The sequence below is a fragment of the Bacillus sp. FSL E2-8868 genome, from assembly GCF_038005505.1.
GTDB classification, from domain to species: Bacteria; Bacillota; Bacilli; order Bacillales; family Bacillaceae_G; genus Bacillus_A; species Bacillus_A mycoides.
This window is the reverse complement of sequence record NZ_JBBOTI010000002.1, coordinates 487,794-508,343: the sequence shown is the minus strand read 5'-3', so window position 1 is coordinate 508,343 and position 20,550 is coordinate 487,794. Positions and strand designations below refer to the sequence as shown.

Genomic DNA, 20,550 nt, shown 5'->3' with positions numbered 1-20,550 from the left:
TTATTTCTCTGGAAATTAAAGGTTTTTAAACTGGTGAGTTGAATTTCTTTAAAGGGATTGTAGCTGTTTATGCGAGGAGCGGAGAAAATGAAAAAGTAATAGATACACGTCATATATATAAGGGCTTATAAAAGGAGAATGAAAATGGAAATTCAGTTTAATACATTATTGCAAAAAGAATTAACAATTCATGATATTCAAAAGGAAATGGAAGCTGGGAAGTTAACTTCAAAAGAACTAGTCATGTATTATCTTCATAGAATCGCAAAGTATGACCAAGATGGTCCGAAAATCAATTCTATTTTAGAAATCAATCCGGATGCTATCTTTATTGCAGAAGCGCTAGATCATGAAAGAAAGACAAAAGGTGTAAGAGGCCTATTACATGGTATACCTGTTTTACTTAAGGATAATATTGAAACGAATGACTCGATGCATACAAGTGCAGGTACGATTGCCCTGGAACAAAATATAAGTAGTGAAGATGCATTTCTCGTTACAAAACTTCGAGAAGCAGGAGCAATTATAATAGGTAAAACAAATATGACAGAACTAGCAAATGCAATGTCTTTTGAAATGTGGGCTGGATATAGCGCTAGAGGCGGTCAAACGATTAATCCTTACGGTACAGGAAAGGATGATATGTTTGTTGGTGGATCGAGTACAGGATCTGCCGTTGCAGTTGCTGCTAACTTTACTGTATTATCCGTTGGAACAGAGACAGATGCTTCTATTTTAAGTCCAGCTGTTCAAAACTCGGTTGTAGGTATTAAGCCGACTGTTGGATTAATTAGTCGTAGTGGAATTATTCCTTTCACTTATTCACAAGATACAGCTGGGCCATTTGCTAGAACGGTAACGGATGCTGCAATTCTATTAGGGAACTTAACGGGAGTGGATGAGATGGATGTAGCCACTCATAAAAGTGAAGGAATGGCATATCAAGATTATACACCTTATCTCGATGTAAATGGATTAAAGGGAGCAAAGATTGGCGTATTTAACAATGCTCCAAAAGACTATTACGAAAATGGTGAGTACGATGAAAAATTGTTTGAGGAAACGATCCAAGTATTACGTAGTGAGGGAGCGACAGTAGTAGAAGATATTGATATTCCGTCTTTTCATAGGGAATGGAGTTGGGGAGTTCCACTTTATGAGCTGAAGCACAGCTTGGATAACTATCTTTCTAAATTACCTTCTACTATTCCAGTACATTCTATTTCGGAGTTAATGGAGTTTAATAAAAACATAGCAGAAAGAGCTTTGAAATATGGACAAACTAAGTTAGAAAGAAGAAAAGATTTTCCTAATACGTTAAGAAATCCAGAATATTTAAACGCAAGATTAGAAGATATATATTTTTCGCAAAAACAAGGTATTGATTTTGCGTTGGAAAAATATAATCTGGATGCGATACTGTTCCCTTCTTATATAGGATCTACTATATGTGCGAAAGCAGGTTATCCATCTATAGCAATGCCTGCGGGATATATGGATAATGGGAGGCCTTTTGGAATTACTCTTGCAAGTGCTGCTTTTAGTGAAGGGGCATTAATTAAACTAGCATATGCTTTTGAACAAGCGACAAAACATAGAAAAATGCCAAACTTATCGTAAATAGAAACGAGAGAAGGTTGCCTGAAATGGATTTATGGAGGCCAGCCTGCTCTTATTAATAGCTAAAAGTATTGTCAATTTCTTTTGAGGAATCGATATCTCATATCGAATCGTTGATATATTGTAAGTTGTAATATATATAATTGAAAAATCGTTGATATAAATTCATTGGACTATTTAGTTGGAAGTCTTATATAAGAAATAAATCACTTAGATACAATATGTTAAATAGAAATCTCTTTCTTTGGCAATCTCTGATGCTTTAATAAACGAAAAGACAAACAAGTAGAACATAAAATAAGAAAAGAAGCGATAATATAAATAGTACGAACATCGAAAATATCGGTAATTGTAGCTGATTTAGTTGTATACAATGTCAGCGAGGATAATACACATTTTGGAGCCTAAATAGTAAGCTAGTGAACGTTTCGGCAATAAGAAGCCCATCTTCAAATCAATAATATTTTTCAAATTATAATCAGAAAAATATATTTTTGAAAGAATTAAATTTTTTGTCATTTTTTGAAAGGGGTTTTCGTGTATAATGAAGAATATATTAATATAGCATTATATTAATGCTTGTTGTAACAGTGAATACATATAATAGCTTGTAGCAAACGCCCCCTCTATGAGAAAGGGCGGATAAACCATTCTTTTCTTCATATACATATAGAAAATGAGAAAGAAAGTGAGGGTTGCATATGGCTGGATGGGTGATTTGGTTTATAATAGCGGGTATTTTATTTATTGCAGAAATGTTGTCGATTACGTTTTACATGCTTTGGCTTGGAATTGGAGCTGTTGTCGGAGGTCTTATTGCTTTGTTTGCTCCTGATGCACTATTTTTACAAGTTGTTGTTGGGGCAATTGTAAGTTTAACATTGACTTTCTTTACGAAAAGAATTTCTAAAAACTTTCGAGAAGCAAAAGGTTTTACTGATACAGTAGATAAACTTGTTGGTAAAAAGGGAATTGTTATGCAAACGATTACAAGCGAAGTGAACGGTATTGTGAAAGTGGATGGAGATACTTGGACAGCTATTTCGGATACTCCTATTGATGCTGGAGAAAAAGTCGTTGTTATACAGAGGCATAGTACTATTTTACAAGTGAAAAAGGAGAGTGAATAAATATGGCAGTAGCATTAACGTTAACGATTATTTTCGCATTGATTGTCGTTGTATTTATTGCATTGACAATTAAAATTATTTCTCAGCAAAAAGTTGGGGTCGTTGAAAGGTTTGGTAAATTTCAACGGATTATGCACCCAGGATTAAATATTCTAATCCCAATTGTAGACCGCGTTCGTGTATATCACGATTTGCGTATTCAACAAACGAATGTACCACCACAAAAGGTAATAACGAAAGATAATGTACAAGTAGAAATTGATACAATTATTTTCTATCAAATTGTTGAACCAGAGCTTGCGACATATGGTATTTCAAACTATGAATATGGTGTTCGTAATATTACATCTGCAACAATGCGTCAAATTATTGGTAAAATGGAGCTTGATGAAACATTATCAGGTCGTGAAAAAATTTCAACAGAAATTCGTTTAGCACTTGATGAAGCGACAGAAAAATGGGGCGTTCGTATTGAGCGTGTCGAAATAGTCGATATTAATCCACCAAAAGATGTGCAAGTATCAATGGAAAAACAAATGAAAGCAGAACGTAATAAACGTGCGATCATTTTAGAAGCTGAAGCAGCGAAACAAGATAAAGTCCTTCGGGCTGAAGGGGAAAAACAAAGTAAAATTTTAATGGCTGAAGGGGATAAAGAAGCGCGTATTCGAGAAGCTGAAGGTTTAAAAGAAGCAAAAGAATTAGAAGCGCAAGGGGAAGCAAGAGCGATTGAGGAAATCGCAAAAGCAGAACAAAACCGAATTGAATTACTTCGCGCAGCAGATTTAGATGAACGCGTACTTGCTTATAAATCGTTTGAATCATTAATTGAGGTTGCAAAAGGACCAGCGAATAAAGTCTTTATTCCGTCTAATGCAATTGAAACACTTGGTACTCTTGGTGCAATTGGGGAAATCTTCAAAGAAAAACAAGCGAAGAAATTACCTTCGTCAGATACAGAAAAAGAATAATAAGAGTGAGAAAGAGAAATGGGATGCCATTTCTCTTTTTTTTTTTGCGTATATTACGAAAAGCTTGTACATATCCATGTATAAAGAAGGTGATACAGTGAAGAAGTATGCAACCCGTATACATGGGAAGAAACTAATCTCGTTACTCTTTCTATATGCACTAGTCATAATTATTATTGCGTCGATTTTGACGTCGCTTTTACATACAATGAAATCGAATTACGTGAATCAATGGTTTGGAAAAGTATCGATGCAAGGTTTTGTTCAAATGATAGAAAGTGAGAATCGCTATTACGGATTTGATTATTTTAAGCAGAATAAAAGGGAGTCATTTGGAAATTTAATGTTCTCGATTGCGACGGATTTGAAAATTAAAGATTTAAGAACGTTTGTCGGTAAAGAAGTGCCTGGTATGTCAAAGTATTACTCTAACATTATCGTAGCTGGGGAAGGGACAAACTTTACGAATATCCCAAATGAATCTAGTGTACCGATTGAAGAAGTAACGAAAGAGCGAGAAGTAGCAAAAGATAAAGTTACAGAAGCTGAAAAGAATAATCCGGTTCAGAAAAAGAACGGAGCGAAAAAAGGTGAAAGTGCAGTATATATTTATCATACACATAGCTGGGAATCGTTCTTTCCGTTATTACCAGGGGCTACCGATCCATCAAGTCCAGATGTAAATGTGTCCTTACTAGGGAAACGTATGAAAGAACAACTTGAAGGACAAGGAATTCCGGTAGTTCATGATAAAACGAATATGGGGGATTTATTAGCGAGTAAAAAATGGAAATGGCCGCAATCATATAAAGCGTCTCATGAATATGTAAAAGAAACATTAGCACAAAATAATAAAATTGCGTTTCCGATTGATATACACCGTGATGATCAGCGGAAGAAGGTAACAACAAAAGTAATTAACGGGAAATCGTATGCAAGATTATATTTTATAATTGGGATGGAAAATGAAGGGCGTGCTGAAAATGAAAAAATTGCAAGAGCAATCAATAGTTATTTAGATGAAAACTATTACGGGTTAAGCAGAGGGATCTTTCCAAAGTATAAAAAAGATGGAAATGGCGTTTATAATCAAGATTTATCTAAAAATGCGATGTTAATTGAAGTTGGTGGTGTGGATAATACGCTAGACGAACTATATAATACTATTGATGTGTTAACGGAAGCGTTTAGTAAGTATTATTGGAATGATGCAGAGAAAGTGAATGGATGAGGGGCGGGAAACCGTTCCTTTTTTGTTATATAAAGTTAAGAATGTGATATAATGGAGTTTTGTGAATATAAAACAAGGGAGCGGAAGAAACATGCAAATACTACTAATACGCCACGGTGAATCAGAAGCAGATATTTTAAATGTACATGAAGGTCGAGCTGACTTTGAATTAACAGAAAAGGGAAGACAGCAAGTACAAAGACTTGTACAGAAAGTGAAAGCAGATTTCCCGCCAGATTTCATTTGGGCAAGCACATTAAAACGTGCTCGCGAAACTGGTGAAACATTAGCAGAAGGAATTGGGTGCCCAATTCAACTAGAAGAAGAATTAATGGAGTTTAATAATGGGGTACAAGCAGGGTTATCATTTGAAGAAGCGAAAAAATATCCAGAGCCAAAATTTCTTCATGATCGTTTTGAAAACGGGGAATCATTTATTGAATTTAGAATGAGAATAGAAGGGATTTTTTCTAAAATCGTGACAGAGAATACATATGACCGAATTGCAATTGTTGCACACGGTGGTGTAATAAATAGTATTTTACGAGCGTTTTTCCAAATGCCAATTAGCATGGACTATTATTTTAAAATGGGAGATACGGGAATTAGTTTGATTGAACTTACGGATAAACAGAAAACTATTCATTTTATAAATGATACAAATCATTTAGAGGGAATGTAAGAGGATATGTACAAAGTTGTATTTTTTGATGTGGATGGTACTCTTTTAAGTGAGATTGATAGAAGTATGCATGAAAGCACAAAAGAAGCGATACAAAGGTTAATAGATAAAGAAATTCACGTAGTTGTTACAACAGGGAGACCATATAGTTTATGCTCACAATTTAAAGAGCTGGGCATAAATACGTTTATTTCTGCAAATGGTGCACATATAAAATGTGCTGATGAAGTTATACATAAATCGGTACTTTCAAGTGGAATTGTTCATGATATTTCAAATTTCGCTGAATTACATGGTCACAGTGTTTCTTATTTTACAGAGGAATTTGTAATGAATGGTATTGCCTCAAAAGACGAACGTGTAATACGAGCATTAAATGAAACGTTAAATTTAGAGCGGTATCCTGACAAAGTTAGAAACTTATCAGAAGAGATTTATTGTGTATGTCTGTATGCTGATGAAACAGAAGCTCAAAAATTCTTTGAAAGATATCCAGCACTTACGTTTGAACGTTTTCATGGTTACGTTATGAATGTGTTGGAAGATAGTAAAGTATCGAAGCTAACTGCAATTCAAAAGGTATTGGAACATCTGGAAATTTGTAAATCAGAAGCAATTGCTTTTGGTGACGGTGGAAATGATGTTGAGATGTTACAGTATGTAGGACTAGGAATTGCGATGGGGAATGGCGGAGAAGAGTTAAAAACAAGAGCAGATTTCGTTACAAAGAAATCAAGTGAAGGTGGCATTTCTGTTGCTTTAAAAGAGTTTGGGATTATTTAGAAATATTAGTTAGTCAGTGTGGAAAATCCTGTTTTAAAAACAGGATTTTTTTGTCTAACAATATTCTTGCAATAGAAGGAAGAAAATGAGTATAATGAAAAGTAGTTAGGTAAGCTAATTAAATAAAAGGAAGGAGAGTGAAAATGAATGGATTCAAAAAAAGATGCTCTTCCTTTAGGGATTGAGCCTTATGCAGAGTTAATAAAAAAGACAGCATCAGCGGATACGGATCCAATCGCAGCAAAACTTGGTTTGTTAATGTTATGGACGTCTGATAATGTTCTAGATGCAGTTGACGTAGATTTAGCTCCGCTTGGTATTTCAGAAAGTAAATTAGATTTTTTACTGTTGTTTATTTTGCGTGAAATGGAATCGAATGGGGGAGAAGTGAACATGAGCCCTTCGGATATTGCGAGCCGATTAGGGATTACACGTGCTTCTGTCACTGGCTTATTAGATTGGATGGAGAAACGAGAGTTAATCGTAAGATTCAATCATTCTGAAGATCGAAGAAGATTAAAGGTGAAAATTACTCCGAAAGGAAAAGAACTAGTTGCGCATTCTTTACCGACTTTTTGGTTATCTTGCGCGTCGTTAGTTGATGACTTTAGTCAAGAAGAGCGTCAAACTTTAGAGAAGCTCTTAAATAAAATGCAAGTAACTATGCAGAAGAAATTAGGAGAAGGCAGATAAAGAAGTTGATTGTGTGAGTCAACTTTTTTATTTAGACAAATAATTAGGTTACCTTATTATATGTCTAGCTAATTTGATGAAGGGTGGTGATATGTCTTTTAACGTAAACAAATTAAGTACGTGTTAAAGGAATGGCGTTTTGAGTAGTTTACTTTAGATGTTTTAAACCGATGGGGAAAATCATTGTAAGGGGGAGATTGTATGATGGAAATATCAAAAGAAGTAAATAGTGAAAGGAATTACACAATAATGACAGCGGTGTTATGTTGGGCGGGCATGGTGGTTATGTCCAGCTTATATGTGACGATTCCTTTAACCGTTCTATTTTCAGACCTTTTTAAGGTTTCATTAGCACAATCTGCGGCTACAGGCAGTATATTTTCTGTTGGCTTTGCTATAGGTTGTTTGTTATTTGGGGCAATCTCTGATAAATATGGGAGAAAAAAAGTGATCTTTATTGGACTGCTTGCACTGTCGATTGTTTCTTTTTTCTTAGGGATTGTGGATAGTTTATTTTGGCTTGTTATTCTTCGAGGGTTACAGGGGATAGCAGCAGCTACATTTTCTCCAGTAGCGTTAGCTTACGTTGTAGAAATGTTTCCAGTAGAAAAAAAGGTTACAACAATAGGATTTGTTAGTACCGGTTTTTTAGTAGCTGGAATTGCAGGGCAAGTAATAAGTACAGCTGTTAGTCAGCATTTTGGATGGCATATGGTGTTCTTTCTTCTTAGTATTGTCTATATCATTACTGCTGTATGGATTCATTATTCTCTTCCGAAAGGGGAAATATCTCAGTCCTATACTGATATTTTGGGACCAATTAAACAGATGGGTAAAGTTTTTACACATAAAAGCTTAGTATTGAGCTATATGATTGCATTTGTTTTATTAATGGCTTTTGTTAACATGTATACTGTTTTAGGGAATTATTTGAGCTCTCCTACTTACAATTTAACTCCAGAACAAATTCTTTATTTTCGCTTAGCAGGGCTATTTGGTATGTTGCTGTCACCACTTGCGGGTCGTTTAACAAAGAGGTTCGGAGTAAGGCAAGTTCTTCAGGGCGGATTGTTGGTTGCTATTTTTAGTTTAAGTTCAATGGGCTTTATTTCGAACCTGCCGCTACTTGTAATGATGAGTATCTGTTTTGTAATAGGTATTGCTATATCCGTTCCGTCTTTAGTTTCTCTTGTCGGCCAATTAGGAGGAAAATCAAGGGGAATAGCAGTTTCTATTTATACTTTCGTTTTATTTTTAGGAACTAGTATAGGACCTATTATTTCTATTTATCTTATGAAAATAGGGGACTATGCTCAGACGTTTATTTTATTAGGATTGATACTCTTTATTGGTTTTGTTTCCACTCTTTTTATTCGAATAAAGGAATGCAAGGATCTTTAATATGCTCAACTAATAAAATATGAATTTGCCCGCGATGATGATAAAAATGTGCAACGATTTCAAGCAACCATTCGAATCGAGAGTAAGAAATACCCCAATAAGCAGTCATAATTTCCGCTAATTCTTCATTGGAATAGGATAAAAAAGTTTTAGAAAGTAAATCGTACCCTTGTATCATCGTTTGCTGTATTTGAGTAATTGTTTCTGGTGTTTGTTCTATATAAAAGGTATGTAAGTCTTTTTCCGTAATACCATTTAATATGAGTAAATCAGCGTGGCAAATAAGGGAAAGATGTGTACACATTTCAAATAATGACCGCTTTGATTCAATCGACTTTATTTTCAAATCACTTTCAGTATATTGGTTCAGTATTTGAATGGAAGTATCGATAGCAATTTTAACTTGATTCAATGCAGATGGAACAAACATTGTAATTATTCTCACCTCCGTATATAATAGTTTCTTAAGGGTATTATATCATACTCAAAATTCCGAAAATTCTAGTAGTTTGACTAGCATAGTGAAAAGTATTATATTGTAAAAGGTCATATGAAACGTGAAATAGAATGGAATGTAATTATTGAGTTAGGAGTTAGACCAATGAGCTTGAAATATGGAAGAGATACAATTGTTGAAGTTGACTTAAATGCGGTAAAACATAATGTAAAAGAATTTAAAAAACGTGTGAATGATGAAAATATTGCAATGATGGCTGCTGTAAAAGCGAATGGGTATGGTCATGGGGCAGTTGAAGTTGCAAAATCGGCTATTGAAGCAGGAATAAACCAACTTGCAGTTGCATTTGTAGATGAAGCAATTGAATTAAGAGAAGCTGGAATCACTGTACCTATTTTAATTTTAGGATATACACCAGTAGCAGCTGTAGAAGATGTAATTCAATATGACGTTATGATGACTGTTTATAGAGTAGAAGATTTACAAGGTATAGATGAAGTTGCAAACCATCTTCAAAAGAAAGTGCGAATTCATGTGAAAATTGATACAGGAATGAGCCGTATTGGTTTACAGGAAGAAGAAGTTAAACCGTTTTTTGAAGAGTTAAAACGTATGCGATATGTAGAAGTAGTAGGGATGTTTACACATTACTCTACCGCTGATGAAATAGATAAAACTTATACAAATATGCAAACAAGTTTGTTTGAGAAAGCTGTAAATACAGCGGAAGAATTAGGAATTCATTTTCCATATATTCATAGTTCAAACAGTGCAGGATCAATGGAACTTAGTAACACATTTCAAAATATGGTTCGTGTCGGTATTGGAATTTACGGTATGTATCCTTCAAGAGAAGTGGATCATACAGTTGCTTCCTTACAGCCAGCGTTGTCTTTAAAATCAAAAGTAGCTCATGTTAAACATGCGAAGAAAAATCGTGGTGTTAGCTATGGGAATACTTATGTAACAACGGGCGAAGAATGGATTGCAACTGTACCGATTGGTTATGCTGATGGTTATAATCGTCAGCTATCTAATAAAGGGCATGCGCTAATAAACGGAGTACGAGTACCTGTAATTGGCCGTGTTTGTATGGATCAGCTTATGCTAGATGTTACAAATGCAATGCCAGTACAAGTAGGAGACGAAGTTGTATTCTACGGCAAACAAGATGAAGAAGAGATTGCGGTAGAAGAAATAGCAGATATGCTAGGTACAATTAACTATGAAGTTACATGCATGTTGGACAGAAGAATTCCACGTGTCTATAAAGAAAATGATGAAACGACTGCAATTGTAAATATATTAAGAAAAAACTGAATCGATATGATTCAGTTTTTTTATTTTTGACAAATGAAAAATGTTCTATTTGCACCATGTAGTTGAATGTTTTTAAATCCTACAGATTCCAACGAAGAAATTATTTCTTCATTGGAGTAACAGGCTTCCTCAAAAGAAAAGTCACTTCTTTTCCAACTATCATCTATGTCATGTTTAAATAGTATGAAGTTCATTTCTGCTCTGTTACTTTCACTATCATACGTGGAATCAATGGTACAAACATATTCTCGTTCTGAAATATGAAAAGAAGCACTCCAGTTTTCAAGAAATCCTTTTTCTGTATTTATATCAAATGCGAATGTACCTCCATCATATAATGCTGAATAAACATGATGAAAAGCGTCTTTTAGCTCGTTTAATTTCATAATGTGATTTAAGCTATCACCGGCTGAGATGACGTAGTGGAATTGCTCATTTATATTGAAATAGCGAGCATCATCGACGATGAAGGTTGCATCTGGCGCATTTTGACGTGCGTGTTCGATCATTTGAGCAGAACCATCTATACCAGTTACTATAAAATTATTATCAATTAGTTTCCTAGTAAGATGACCAGTCCCGCAGCAAAGGTCTAATATACGGGAGTGGGAAGCGGCATCTTGTAAAACAAATTTATGATAGGCTGGATAGGAGTGTTCTGCAAAATGTCCCCAATGTTTATTATAAATGTCTGCAAAAATATCATAATCAGAATAAATTAGTTTTTTAGACATATGTATTCTGCTCAAAATTCATTAAATTATAATAGTCATGCTTCTTTTTAATTTCAAAACCACATTGTGTATATAGTTTTAAAGCATTGTTATTTTTCGTTTCGACGTCTAGTTCAATTGTTGAAACTCCTTCTGTAATAAGTGTATGTACCATATAACTAAGAATATCTTTACCATATCCTTTACCTTGATAAGAAGGATGAACTGCAAATCCTGATAGTGTAGTAGATTGCTCTTGCTCAGTAACTGTAATCGTTCCAATTGCTTTTTCATTAATAAGAGCAATGTAAACTTGATGAGAAGGTGAATTCATCATTTTCTGTAACCATGTAGCGGTATTTTCTACAGAATCTCCAAAGGCTTTACTGGAAATTTCAATAAGATTAAGAAGTGATTCTGAAGATGCAAGAGTGAGCTGTATAGTATTCTTTGTTGTTTTTTGCACTTCTTTTGCTTTGAACTCCATACTATATTCACTATATAAATAAGGTAACTTCATTTGTTTTGCAAATTCTTTCCCAGAAGCAGAATCCCCATTCAAAATAAGAAGAGCTTCATCTGCCTCTCTTATTCGTATTTCTTTCATTGCGGTTTGTAAAAGAGTGGTGCCTATATGTTGTTTCCTATAGTTTGGATGAACAAACCCTATTAACTCCAGTTTTGCCGGTCTTTCAAAGTCATACATACTTAATGCACCAATTAATTGAGTACCATCATAAAATATAAAATCATTTATCCTTTCTTTATTACGGGCAGTTAAAAAGTTGACATGTAAATCTGACGAGTAATCAATTTGATCGTGTTGTCCGCAAATATGAGCTAAATCTTTCATTTGCTGAATTTCGTTTGCTGTTAAAGATTTCTTTTTTTCAATATTCATTTCATAATCCCTCTCATTCGTATTTAAAAATAGGATGGATGACTTAGCCACTTTTCTAACTCCACACTGCCCTGAACAGATAATAACCGGTACAAATATCGATAGGGGTGTCTACATTCTTCAAGACGAGGAATGGGCATAATGGTTTCGTAACCTTGTTTAAAAGCATGAGCCTCTTTTTCTGTAAGTACATATTCTAATCCAATAAAATCAAACTCTCGTGGAGCAATTGCATAAGCTTCTGTATCTACTAAACCAGTAATAGATTGATCATCTGATAAAAACTGGGTAGGATCCATATCAATTAAAACGAGTGTAGATTCCTTCGGTGACGGCAAGGAAGAGAGCTGTGACTCAAAAGTATGAAATGCGTTTTGGATGCTCGCGTTATCGGAATAGAACCTATTTACAAGATCTTTACTGACTTTTAACATGTGAGACTTAAATTCTTCTAGTGGAATGTGGAAAGTATTTGATGGGTTTCCTATAAACTCTGCTTGAAACGAATGAATTTCTGCTAGGCCTTTTCCAAGGCTGAATAAAATAGAATCAGGTTGTCCGAAAAATGATTGCAGCGTATTTCCGGTTAGTTTTTCGACGATTACATACTCTCGCTCATTTAAAACATGTTTTTGCAAAATAGTCGGGATGGGCAAGGTAGTATGCTTTTTCAATAATGCGTGTATTGTTTCTAAATGATGTACATGCCTTGGATCAATTCCAAAAAGGTTTTTACATCCCCACCAAAAATCATTGTTGGGCTCTTCAGTCATTTTTGAGGAACGAACAATAACTTCTTCAGTTTCTGTTTTAACAAGAAACACGTCGCTTGCATGGTCTTCATAGCCCGGATGTAGTGCTTGAACAGATATAATAGGTGAAATGAATAGTTGTTGTAGCATGAAAGGACTCCTTATTCTGTAAATTCTATAAATTCATTATATAACAGAATATGTACCAAGTGGATAATGATGGGGACAACATAGAACTTAAATAAATTTATGGTGAGAAATCAGTGTGAAAATTATATTTTTCTAGTTTTGTATGAATTATCAAAATGATGTTTCTGATGATAAATCTGTAAAAATGCCTGAATGTAAATCCCGTATTTTTCAATAAATGAAAGGTTAAGCTTACTTTTATAAGAGTTATAATGTAGGTTATGAAAAATATTTCTCAATAATAAAATGAAGAGAAAAATATGAAGAAGTAGAATAGATTACTTAATAGTTTTAAATTAATTAATATAATTAACTATTAATCATATTAGATAGGAGAGAATATGATGGCAAATGTACTCGTAATAAATTTCCCTGGAGAAGGTCATATAAATCCGACTTTAGCTATTGTAAGTGAGTTAATTCGGCGAGGGGAAACGGTTGTTTCGTATTGTATTGAAGATTATAGAAAGAAGATTGAAGTAACAGGTGCAGAATTCCGAGTGTTTGAGAATTTCCTCTCTCAAATTAATATTATGGAACGAGTAAATGAAGGTGGGAGTCCTTTGACGATGCTATCTCATATGATTGAAGCATCAGAGCGTATTGTTACTCAAATTGTAGAAGAAACAAAAGGGGAAAAGTACGATTACTTGATATACGATAATCATTTTCCAGTAGGACGTATTATAGCGAATGTTTTAAAATTACCTAGCGTTTCTTCTTGTACAACGTTTGCTTTTAATCAGTACATTACTTTTAATGATGAACAAGAATCGAGACAAGTAGATGAAACTAATCCATTATATCAATCTTGTTTAGCGGGAATGGAAAAATGGAATAGGCAGTATGGAATGAAATGTATTAATATGTATGATATTATGAATCATCCTGGTGATATTACTATTGTATATACTTCAAAGGAATATCAGCCGCGTTCAGATGTATTCGATGAATCGTATAAGTTTGTCGGTCCATCAATTGCTACTCGAAAAGAAGTAGATAGCTTTCCTATGGAAGGTTTAAAAGATAAACAATTGATTTTCATTTCTATGGGAACAGTTTTTAATGAACAACCTGAGTTATATGAAAAATGTTTTGAAGCGTTTAAAGATGTAGAAGCGACAGTCGTATTAGTTGTTGGTAAGAAGATAAATATAAGTCAATTTGAAAACATTCCGAATAACTTTAAGTTGTATAATTATGTGCCGCAATTAGAAGTATTACAGTACGCTGATGTATTCGTGACACACGGTGGTATGAATAGTTCGAGTGAAGCACTATATTACGGTGTCCCGTTAGTTGTAATTCCGGTAACAGGAGATCAGCCTTTAGTTGCGAAACGAGTGAGTGAAGTAGGAGCTGGAATAAGGCTTAATCGTAAAGAATTAACTTCTGAATTGTTACGTGAGACTGTAAAGAAAGTAATGTATGATGTAACGTTTAAGGAAAATAGTCGTAAAGTTGGAGAGTCACTTCGAAATGCTGGTGGGTATAATAGAGCAGTTGATGAAATATTTAAAATGAAAGTGAATTCATACTTAAAACTTAAATAAATGTTTGGAGCACACTTACTGAAATACGTAAGTGTGTTTTTATAAATAAATTACATAAAAAATCACTATAAAGGTGAAACTTTTGTGTATATAAACTGATATCTTTGAATTAGTAGTAAAATTACGTTAAAATAATACTAAGAAAATATATAAGTTTTGGGGGTAATGAATGAAAAAATTATTCGAATACGTATTATTAACAATTGGATCCATTATTGTAGCGGGCTCACTAGAACTTATTTTAGCGCCTAATGGCCTAGTAGACGGTGGGGTAACTGCGATTGCTATTATGGCAAATAAAGTTGCAGGATTACCGCTTTACGGAGTGTTTTTAGGACTTAATATTCCTATTTTGTTATTTACTGCAAAAGTAATGGGTAAGAAGTTCTTTATCCGTACATCCTATGCAAATGTTGTTACAACACTCGGATTGATTTATTTAAAACCATTTCCAGCAATTACGACTTCGGAATTATTAATTGTACTTTATGGAGGAGTTCTATTTGGTGTTGGTGTTGGGATTGTTGTAAAAATGGGCGGAGCAATTGATGGATCAGAAATGTTAGCTGTTTGGATGAACAAGCATTTTAAAGTACCAATTAGTACATTTTTACTTGCTGTAAATGCGGTTATTTTTGTATTTGTTGCTATTTTATTTTCAATTGAGCAAGCGATGTTCTCATTAGCAATTTTCTATATTGTTACGAAGATGATAGATTTCATATTAGACGGTATTAATCAAGGAAAGAGCGTTATGATTATTTCTGGGAAAAATAAAGAAATAGGCGATTTGCTTATGAAAGAATTGCAATTATCCGTTACGTATCTACATGGAGAAGGTGGTTTTTTAGGAGAGCACAAGAAAATCATTTATTGTATTACAAACCGTTTCATTTATCCAAAAATGAAAGATCTCGTTCTCTCTGTAGATCCAACCGCTATAATTGAAGCTTCTTATTCAACAGAAACAACTGGTGTTAAGCGTCCAGGAAGGACTGCTCGATCAGGAGACGTATCAGAAAAATAGTGTGTAAAATAACTCCACATAAGTATAACTTATGTGGAGTTATTTTACTTAGGGAACCAGGCTTCCTTTAGTAATTTGACTACAATTTCGATACTATCTTCGGGAATGCTGCCGAAACCGAGTAGTACATATGACGCCTCGCTTAAATTATGTACAGAATCATATGTAGAGAGTGGGTATAATTTGATTTGTTGGTTTGCAGCAGTATGAATCAGTTCTTGTTCGTTCATACCATTATGAACATGAAGTACGATATGCAGTCCAGACTGTTCGCCAAGCATTTGAACACGAGATCCCATTTCATTTTTGATAGATTTAACTAGTAATGTGTGCTTTCTTTTATATAACGTACGACTACGGTTCAAATGGCGCTCCCAATCACCATTGTGAATAAAGGTTGCAAAAGCGAGTTGCTGTATTGTGGAAACAGTTTGTTTAAACATACCTTCAAGCTCTGTATAGATTTTTAATAGATGAGTTGGTAAAACGATATACCCCATTCGCAAAGAAGGTAAGAAGGATTTCGAGAAAGTTCCCATATAAATAACGCGTTCATTTGAATCTAGTCCTTGTAAAGAGGGAATAGGTTTTCCTACATAACGAAATTCTCCGTCATAATCATCTTCAATAATATATCCTCCGCAATCATTGGCCCATCTTAATAATTCGAGCCTTCTAGATAATGGCATAATCATTCCAAGAGGAAATTGGTGTGATGGAGTGACGTATGCTACATTGGAACGTGATTCACGTAAAGCTGAAATACGAATCCCTTTATCGTCTAATGAAATAGGGTGAACAGGAAGACCAGAACTTTGAATCATGGCAGTTATACGGTGAAATCCAGGGTTTTCGATTCCATATTCTTTTTTTGAACCAAGCAGTTGAAGTAGTAGCCAAAGAAGAGGCTGCGTACCGGCTCCGATAATAATTTGATCAGGTGAAGAATGTACCCCGCGGGCATGATATAAATATTTTGAAATATGCTCTCGTAAAACGAACTCACCTTGAGGATCTTCTCTAGCAAATAATTCATTTTCATACTGGAATAAAGTTTCTTGTAATGCTCTTTTCCAGTTTGTAATTGGAAAAGCTTTTTGATCAATCAGCCCTTGGCTACAATCATAGTCATATTGTACTTTTTTTATATTGTTAGCGCTGTTTGACACAACGTGTTGTTTATTTTGAATGAAATCAATATCAACTTCCGCAACAAAAATCCCACGTTTCGGTTTACTTTCTACATAACCCTCAGCTAGTAATTGTTGATAAGCAGATTCAACAGTAATACGGCTAACATTAAGTTGTACCGCTAAATTTCTGTGAGAAGGAAGGCGTGTACCGGCAGGTAGTAATCCCTGAGAGATTTCTCGTTTCATGTATTCGTAAATTTGTAAGTAAATTGGTATTTTACTTTCTAATTGCAATGGGATAGTAAGATCCATTTTATGAATTCTCCTTTAAAAATTGGCCTTATAAAAAAGAATCAAACTGTCACTTAAGTAAGGGGCAGTTACTTTTTATAATAATGATATAACATTTAGAAAATTTTATAAATAGTTAGGGGAGAGTCATAATGAATATTAGAGAAATAGTAACAGAAGGCGAGTTCTATGAAGTATTACCCGTTTTACAGCAACTACGAACGAAACTTTCAAGAGAAGAAGCAAGTTCTTTATTTCAAAAAATGAAAGACGAAAATTATAAACTACTCTCGTTACAGAATGAAGATGACGAAGTTGTTAGTCTAGCTGGTGTAGCGATTTGTACGAATTTCTATAATGAGAAACATGTTTTCGTATATGATCTTGTAACTGCGAAAGCTCACAGATCAAAAGGGTATGGTAAGGTTCTGCTATCATATGTAGAAAAATGGGGGGAAGAAAAAGGGTGCAGTTCTATCGTTCTTACATCAGCGTTTCCAAGGGTTGATGCCCATCGTTTTTATGAAAGAGAAGGCTATGATAAGGTAAGTTATTCTTTTTATAAAGAGTTATAATACTAAGTAGGTTCTATGTGAGATAACATATAGAACCTACTTTTATTTAGAAGTATAAGATGAAGAGGGTTAATTGCTTATTTTGTCGAATAGTTTCTTTATAATTGAGACGATAATATTGAATTTAAAGAAGGTTAGGGGAGTTTATACTTGGAAAAAATTCAGAAACTATTAATCCCAAAAGGTGTAAGAGTTATCGTAATATCTGATATTCATGGCGAATTAAATCTTTTAAAGGAATTATTACATAAAGTTAATTTTAAAGATGATGATTATTTAATTATAAATGGCGACCTTTGTGAGAAGGGGAACGATAGCATTGGCGTCGTAAACTATGTGATGGATCTAGTAGTTAGCAAGCCAAATGTTTATGTAATTGAAGGGAATTGTGAAGCTGTAGTTGAAGCGCTTGTAAATGAAAATCCTGCGCTAATAAATTATTTATGTACGAGAAAGAATACAATTTTTAATGAATGGTCAGCGAAATTGAACGTTACCGTTAATGAAGAAAGTGATATTCGTGAAGTGAAAAAAATATTGATGAGCCATTTTTTAAAAGAAATAAAGTGGCTAACAGAATTGCCAACTGCTATTGAAACTGATGATTATATCTTTGTACATGCTGGCCTTGAAGATAGAGAGAATTGGAGACAAACAGACAGGAAAAATGCAATTGCAATACCGGAGTTTTTTAATAAGTCACATAGTGCGGATAAGTACGTAATTGTTGGACATTGGCCTGTTGTGAACTATTCCGAGGAGGCGCCGTCTAACAATCCAGTTATTGATAAGGAGAAAAAAATTATTGCGATTGATGGTGGTAATGCGATTAAAGAAGCAGGGCAATTAAATGCATTTATTATTCAGAGGACAACTTCAGGTGATACGTTTTCTTATACATATGTAGATCATTTTCCACAGTATGAAGTATTGGCTGATTTTAATGCGAATTCAGTAATGCAGGGCGGGGTTACATATCCACATTATTACATAGAACCTGTGGAGAGAATGAAAGGTTTTACCGTATGTAAACAACTAGGAACAAATGAATTACTTCATGTGAAAAACGAGTATATAAAGCAACTAGAATCAGGTGAGTATACAGTGAAAACGGATATTTCTTGTGCGCAAATCAGTATTAGAAAAGGGGATACAGTTTCTTTAATGGATGGTAGCTGCATGGGATATGATTTAATTAAAAAAGATGGTGTAGAAGGCTGGATAGAGAAAGGAATTCTACTTGAGGTAGAAAAGAAGGGAAATACAATATTTAGCTAAAATGGGAGGGATATAACCTCCTGTTTTTTATTAACTATGTTACGAGTTCGTACTTCATCTAATTTTTTTCGAAGTTCCGTTTCTAAATTAAACTCGAAAAAATTAGCGAACTTACATAAATAATTCGTATCTTATAACAAAATTATACAATATAGAGTATAGTTTTGTTTTGATTTTTCAGAAAAAACATTATAATTATATATGAAATAAAGAGAGATGTAGGAGGAAATTATGCAAAACGTTATATTAAAGGGGAACAAAGTTACAATTCGTACAATTGAGGAATCAGATATAAAAACATTATGGAGTATTGTATATAAAGAAGAAAACCCAGAATGGAAGAAATGGGATGCACCATACTTTCCAATATCAATGCAAGAATACACGCCATATAAAGAAAATTCACAAAAACGTTTAAAAGAAGAACCGCTATCGAATTTAATTGTCGAAAATGACGGTCAAATCATTGGGACAGTAGGTTTTTATTGGGAACATAAACCGACGCGTTGGTTAGAGATGGGCATCGTTATTTATGATCCAGCATACTGGAATGGTGGCTACGGTACAGAAGCATTAACACTATATAGAGATTTACTATTTGAAAATATGGAGATTGGTAGAGTGGGGCTCACGACTTGGTCTGGCAATGAACGAATGATAAAAGTAGCAGAAAAAATAGGAATGAGATTAGAAGGTAGAATGAGAAAATGTCGATATTATAACGGGACATACTATGATTCTATTCGGATGGGAATGATTCGTGAAGAATGGGAAGTGCTATGTGTAACGAAGGGGTGAGGAAGCATGTACGCTATTATTGCTACATTTGATTGTGTGTTCACTAATAAAATTAGAGAATTGCAAAATGAATTAACAAATATAATTGGAATAAATCAACTAGCTGGAGTAGAACCACATATTACATTGGCTGATTATAATGAGTTAGATGTTAATTTATACACGAAGAAATTAGAGGAGTTTGTAGTTTTTCAAGAGAACATCTCCGCTGTAACTTTTCCTTCAGTTGGAACTTTTCCTACTAACGGAACGATCTTTCTAGCACCAACCATTACTGATGAGTTATTAAGACTTCATCATTCTTATCATGATTATTTCAAAGTTTTTCATGATAATCTACAGTCATATTACGTACCAGGAAAATGGGTTCCACATTGCACGATTGCTAATGGGTTAAATTCAAATCAATTTTTAAGTGTAATGGAATATATATATGAAAAGTTTGATGTTACACTAGCTTCGATTGAGAAGTTAAAATTAATTAAGGTAAATTATGAAGATGGTTTTGCCGTTTCTTCTAGTATTTTAGCAGAGTGTAATTTAAAGAGAATGGAGACATCGAGATGACATATGTAATTAGAGAAATGAAGCAAGAAGATATTCATGCTGTACAAAACGTAGCGAAAATAGCTTGGCATGATACTTACGAAGGAATTATTCCGGGAGAGATTCAAGACAACTTTTTAAATGAAGCGTATTCCGATGAAAAAATGAAATATCGCCTTGAAAATACACATTTATTTGTTGCGGAAGAAGAGGGAGAAGTAATTGGCTTTGCAAATTTTTCACCAATTAGACTGCAAAACGAAGCAGAATTAGGTGCAATTTATTTGTTGCCAGATCAGCAAGGGAAAGGGATAGGGACAGCTTTGTTACAAAAAGGGATCACGACGTTAAAAGGGATTCGAAAAATGTACATTCATGTAGAAGCGGAAAATGAAAAAGGAAAACGATTTTATGAAGCAAAAGGTTTTGCGGCTTTAGAGCAATTTGAAGAAGATTTCGAAGGACATATGCTGCAAACAGTGAGAATGGTTTTATACATATAAGGA

21 protein-coding genes and 1 pseudogene are annotated in these 20,550 nt (G+C 34.1%); 16 read left to right on the top strand and 6 right to left on the bottom strand.

Annotated features, from left to right (window positions below):
- The first annotated feature begins 144 nt into the window (after positions 1–144).
- Complete coding sequence (locus tag NSS74_RS13585; protein ID WP_340813793.1) at positions 145–1,620, top strand: amidase family protein; 1,476 nt, start codon at positions 145–147, stop codon at positions 1,618–1,620.
- Positions 1,621–1,844: 224 nt separating this feature from the next.
- On the opposite strand, the pseudogene NSS74_RS13580 reads toward NSS74_RS13585, so the two are convergent.
- Positions 1,845–1,970 (bottom strand): annotated as a pseudogene (locus NSS74_RS13580) (MFS transporter); the annotation flags it as partial.
- 351 nt (positions 1,971–2,321) lie between these two features.
- Between NSS74_RS13580 and NSS74_RS13575 the strand changes: the two are divergent.
- From NSS74_RS13575 to NSS74_RS13545, 7 genes are all read left to right on the top strand, one after another.
- Positions 2,322–2,750 carry an NfeD family protein gene (locus NSS74_RS13575; protein ID WP_002012470.1) on the top strand — a complete coding sequence of 143 codons (429 nt, stop codon included), beginning with the start codon at positions 2,322–2,324 and terminating at the stop codon, positions 2,748–2,750.
- Between the two features lie 2 nt (positions 2,751–2,752).
- Complete coding sequence (locus NSS74_RS13570) at positions 2,753–3,721, top strand: SPFH domain-containing protein (protein ID WP_002031527.1); 969 nt, start codon at positions 2,753–2,755, stop codon at positions 3,719–3,721.
- Between the two features lie 76 nt (positions 3,722–3,797).
- Positions 3,798–4,952, top strand: coding sequence for a stage II sporulation protein P (spoIIP, locus tag NSS74_RS13565; protein WP_033716336.1), 1,155 nt, complete (start codon positions 3,798–3,800; stop codon positions 4,950–4,952).
- Positions 4,953–5,043: 91 nt separating this feature from the next.
- Positions 5,044–5,634, top strand: coding sequence for a histidine phosphatase family protein (locus NSS74_RS13560; protein WP_002141416.1), 591 nt, complete (start codon positions 5,044–5,046; stop codon positions 5,632–5,634).
- A 6-nt stretch (positions 5,635–5,640) separates the two neighbouring features.
- A complete protein-coding gene (locus tag NSS74_RS13555; RefSeq protein WP_002141417.1) occupies positions 5,641–6,417 on the top strand; it encodes a Cof-type HAD-IIB family hydrolase in 777 nt (258 codons plus the stop codon).
- Positions 6,418–6,564: 147 nt separating this feature from the next.
- Complete coding sequence (locus NSS74_RS13550; protein WP_002141418.1) at positions 6,565–7,110, top strand: MarR family winged helix-turn-helix transcriptional regulator; 546 nt, start codon at positions 6,565–6,567, stop codon at positions 7,108–7,110.
- Positions 7,111–7,314: 204 nt separating this feature from the next.
- Positions 7,315–8,511 (top strand): MFS transporter, encoded by a 1,197-nt coding sequence (locus tag NSS74_RS13545; protein ID WP_002141419.1) that lies wholly within the window; start codon positions 7,315–7,317, stop codon positions 8,509–8,511.
- Here the strand turns inward: NSS74_RS13545 and NSS74_RS13540 are convergent.
- A complete protein-coding gene (locus NSS74_RS13540) occupies positions 8,480–8,941 on the bottom strand; it encodes a DinB family protein (protein WP_002141420.1) in 462 nt (153 codons plus the stop codon). The genes NSS74_RS13545 and NSS74_RS13540 overlap by 32 nt on opposite strands.
- 171 nt (positions 8,942–9,112) lie before the next feature.
- Here NSS74_RS13540 and alr point away from each other — a divergent pair, with 171 nt between their 5' ends.
- On the top strand, positions 9,113–10,288 hold the full coding sequence (alr, locus tag NSS74_RS13535; RefSeq protein ID WP_002141421.1) for an alanine racemase: 1,176 nt from the start codon (positions 9,113–9,115) through the stop codon (positions 10,286–10,288).
- A 20-nt stretch (positions 10,289–10,308) separates the two neighbouring features.
- Here the strand turns inward: alr and NSS74_RS13530 are convergent, their stop codons facing one another.
- From NSS74_RS13530 to NSS74_RS13520, 3 genes are read right to left on the bottom strand one after another with little or no spacing between them, the layout of a single operon-like run.
- Positions 10,309–11,022 (bottom strand): class I SAM-dependent methyltransferase, encoded by a 714-nt coding sequence (locus NSS74_RS13530; RefSeq protein WP_002189385.1) that lies wholly within the window; start codon positions 11,020–11,022, stop codon positions 10,309–10,311.
- Positions 11,015–11,902: a GNAT family N-acetyltransferase gene (locus tag NSS74_RS13525; RefSeq protein WP_159146481.1), complete on the bottom strand. Its 888-nt coding sequence runs from the start codon at positions 11,900–11,902 to the stop codon at positions 11,015–11,017. Before NSS74_RS13525 ends, NSS74_RS13530 begins: the two co-directional genes overlap by 8 nt.
- 23 nt (positions 11,903–11,925) lie before the next feature.
- Positions 11,926–12,804 (bottom strand): phosphotransferase, encoded by an 879-nt coding sequence (locus NSS74_RS13520; protein ID WP_159146482.1) that lies wholly within the window; start codon positions 12,802–12,804, stop codon positions 11,926–11,928.
- Positions 12,805–13,187: 383 nt separating this feature from the next.
- On the opposite strand from NSS74_RS13520, the gene NSS74_RS13515 reads away from it, so the two are divergent.
- Both NSS74_RS13515 and NSS74_RS13510 read left to right on the top strand, forming a co-directional pair.
- A complete protein-coding gene (locus NSS74_RS13515) occupies positions 13,188–14,396 on the top strand; it encodes a macrolide family glycosyltransferase (protein WP_340813785.1) in 1,209 nt (402 codons plus the stop codon).
- Between the two features lie 169 nt (positions 14,397–14,565).
- On the top strand, positions 14,566–15,423 hold the full coding sequence (locus tag NSS74_RS13510; protein WP_060749812.1) for a YitT family protein: 858 nt from the start codon (positions 14,566–14,568) through the stop codon (positions 15,421–15,423).
- 44 nt (positions 15,424–15,467) lie between these two features.
- Here NSS74_RS13510 and pdxR read toward each other — a convergent pair whose 3' ends face one another.
- A complete protein-coding gene (gene pdxR / locus NSS74_RS13505) occupies positions 15,468–16,868 on the bottom strand; it encodes a MocR-like pyridoxine biosynthesis transcription factor PdxR (RefSeq protein ID WP_340813782.1) in 1,401 nt (466 codons plus the stop codon).
- Positions 16,869–16,999: 131 nt separating this feature from the next.
- Between pdxR and NSS74_RS13500 the strand changes: the two genes are divergently transcribed.
- The 5 genes from NSS74_RS13500 to NSS74_RS13480 all read left to right on the top strand — a co-directional run bounded on the left by NSS74_RS13500 (position 17,000) and on the right by NSS74_RS13480 (position 20,547).
- Complete coding sequence (locus NSS74_RS13500) at positions 17,000–17,422, top strand: GNAT family N-acetyltransferase (protein WP_340813780.1); 423 nt, start codon at positions 17,000–17,002, stop codon at positions 17,420–17,422.
- A gap of 150 nt (positions 17,423–17,572) precedes the next feature.
- Complete coding sequence (locus NSS74_RS13495; RefSeq protein ID WP_340813779.1) at positions 17,573–18,700, top strand: metallophosphoesterase; 1,128 nt, start codon at positions 17,573–17,575, stop codon at positions 18,698–18,700.
- 231 nt (positions 18,701–18,931) lie between these two features.
- The gene (locus tag NSS74_RS13490) at positions 18,932–19,498 is read left to right on the top strand and encodes a GNAT family N-acetyltransferase (protein ID WP_340813778.1); all 567 of its coding nucleotides are present in this window, start codon (positions 18,932–18,934) and stop codon (positions 19,496–19,498) included.
- 6 nt (positions 19,499–19,504) lie between these two features.
- Positions 19,505–20,065: a 2'-5' RNA ligase family protein gene (locus NSS74_RS13485; RefSeq protein WP_061675481.1), complete on the top strand. Its 561-nt coding sequence runs from the start codon at positions 19,505–19,507 to the stop codon at positions 20,063–20,065.
- Positions 20,062–20,547, top strand: a complete 486-nt coding sequence (locus tag NSS74_RS13480; protein WP_002127033.1) for a GNAT family N-acetyltransferase — start codon at positions 20,062–20,064, stop codon at positions 20,545–20,547. Before NSS74_RS13485 ends, NSS74_RS13480 begins: the two co-directional genes overlap by 4 nt.
- Positions 20,548–20,550: the final 3 nt, after the last annotated feature.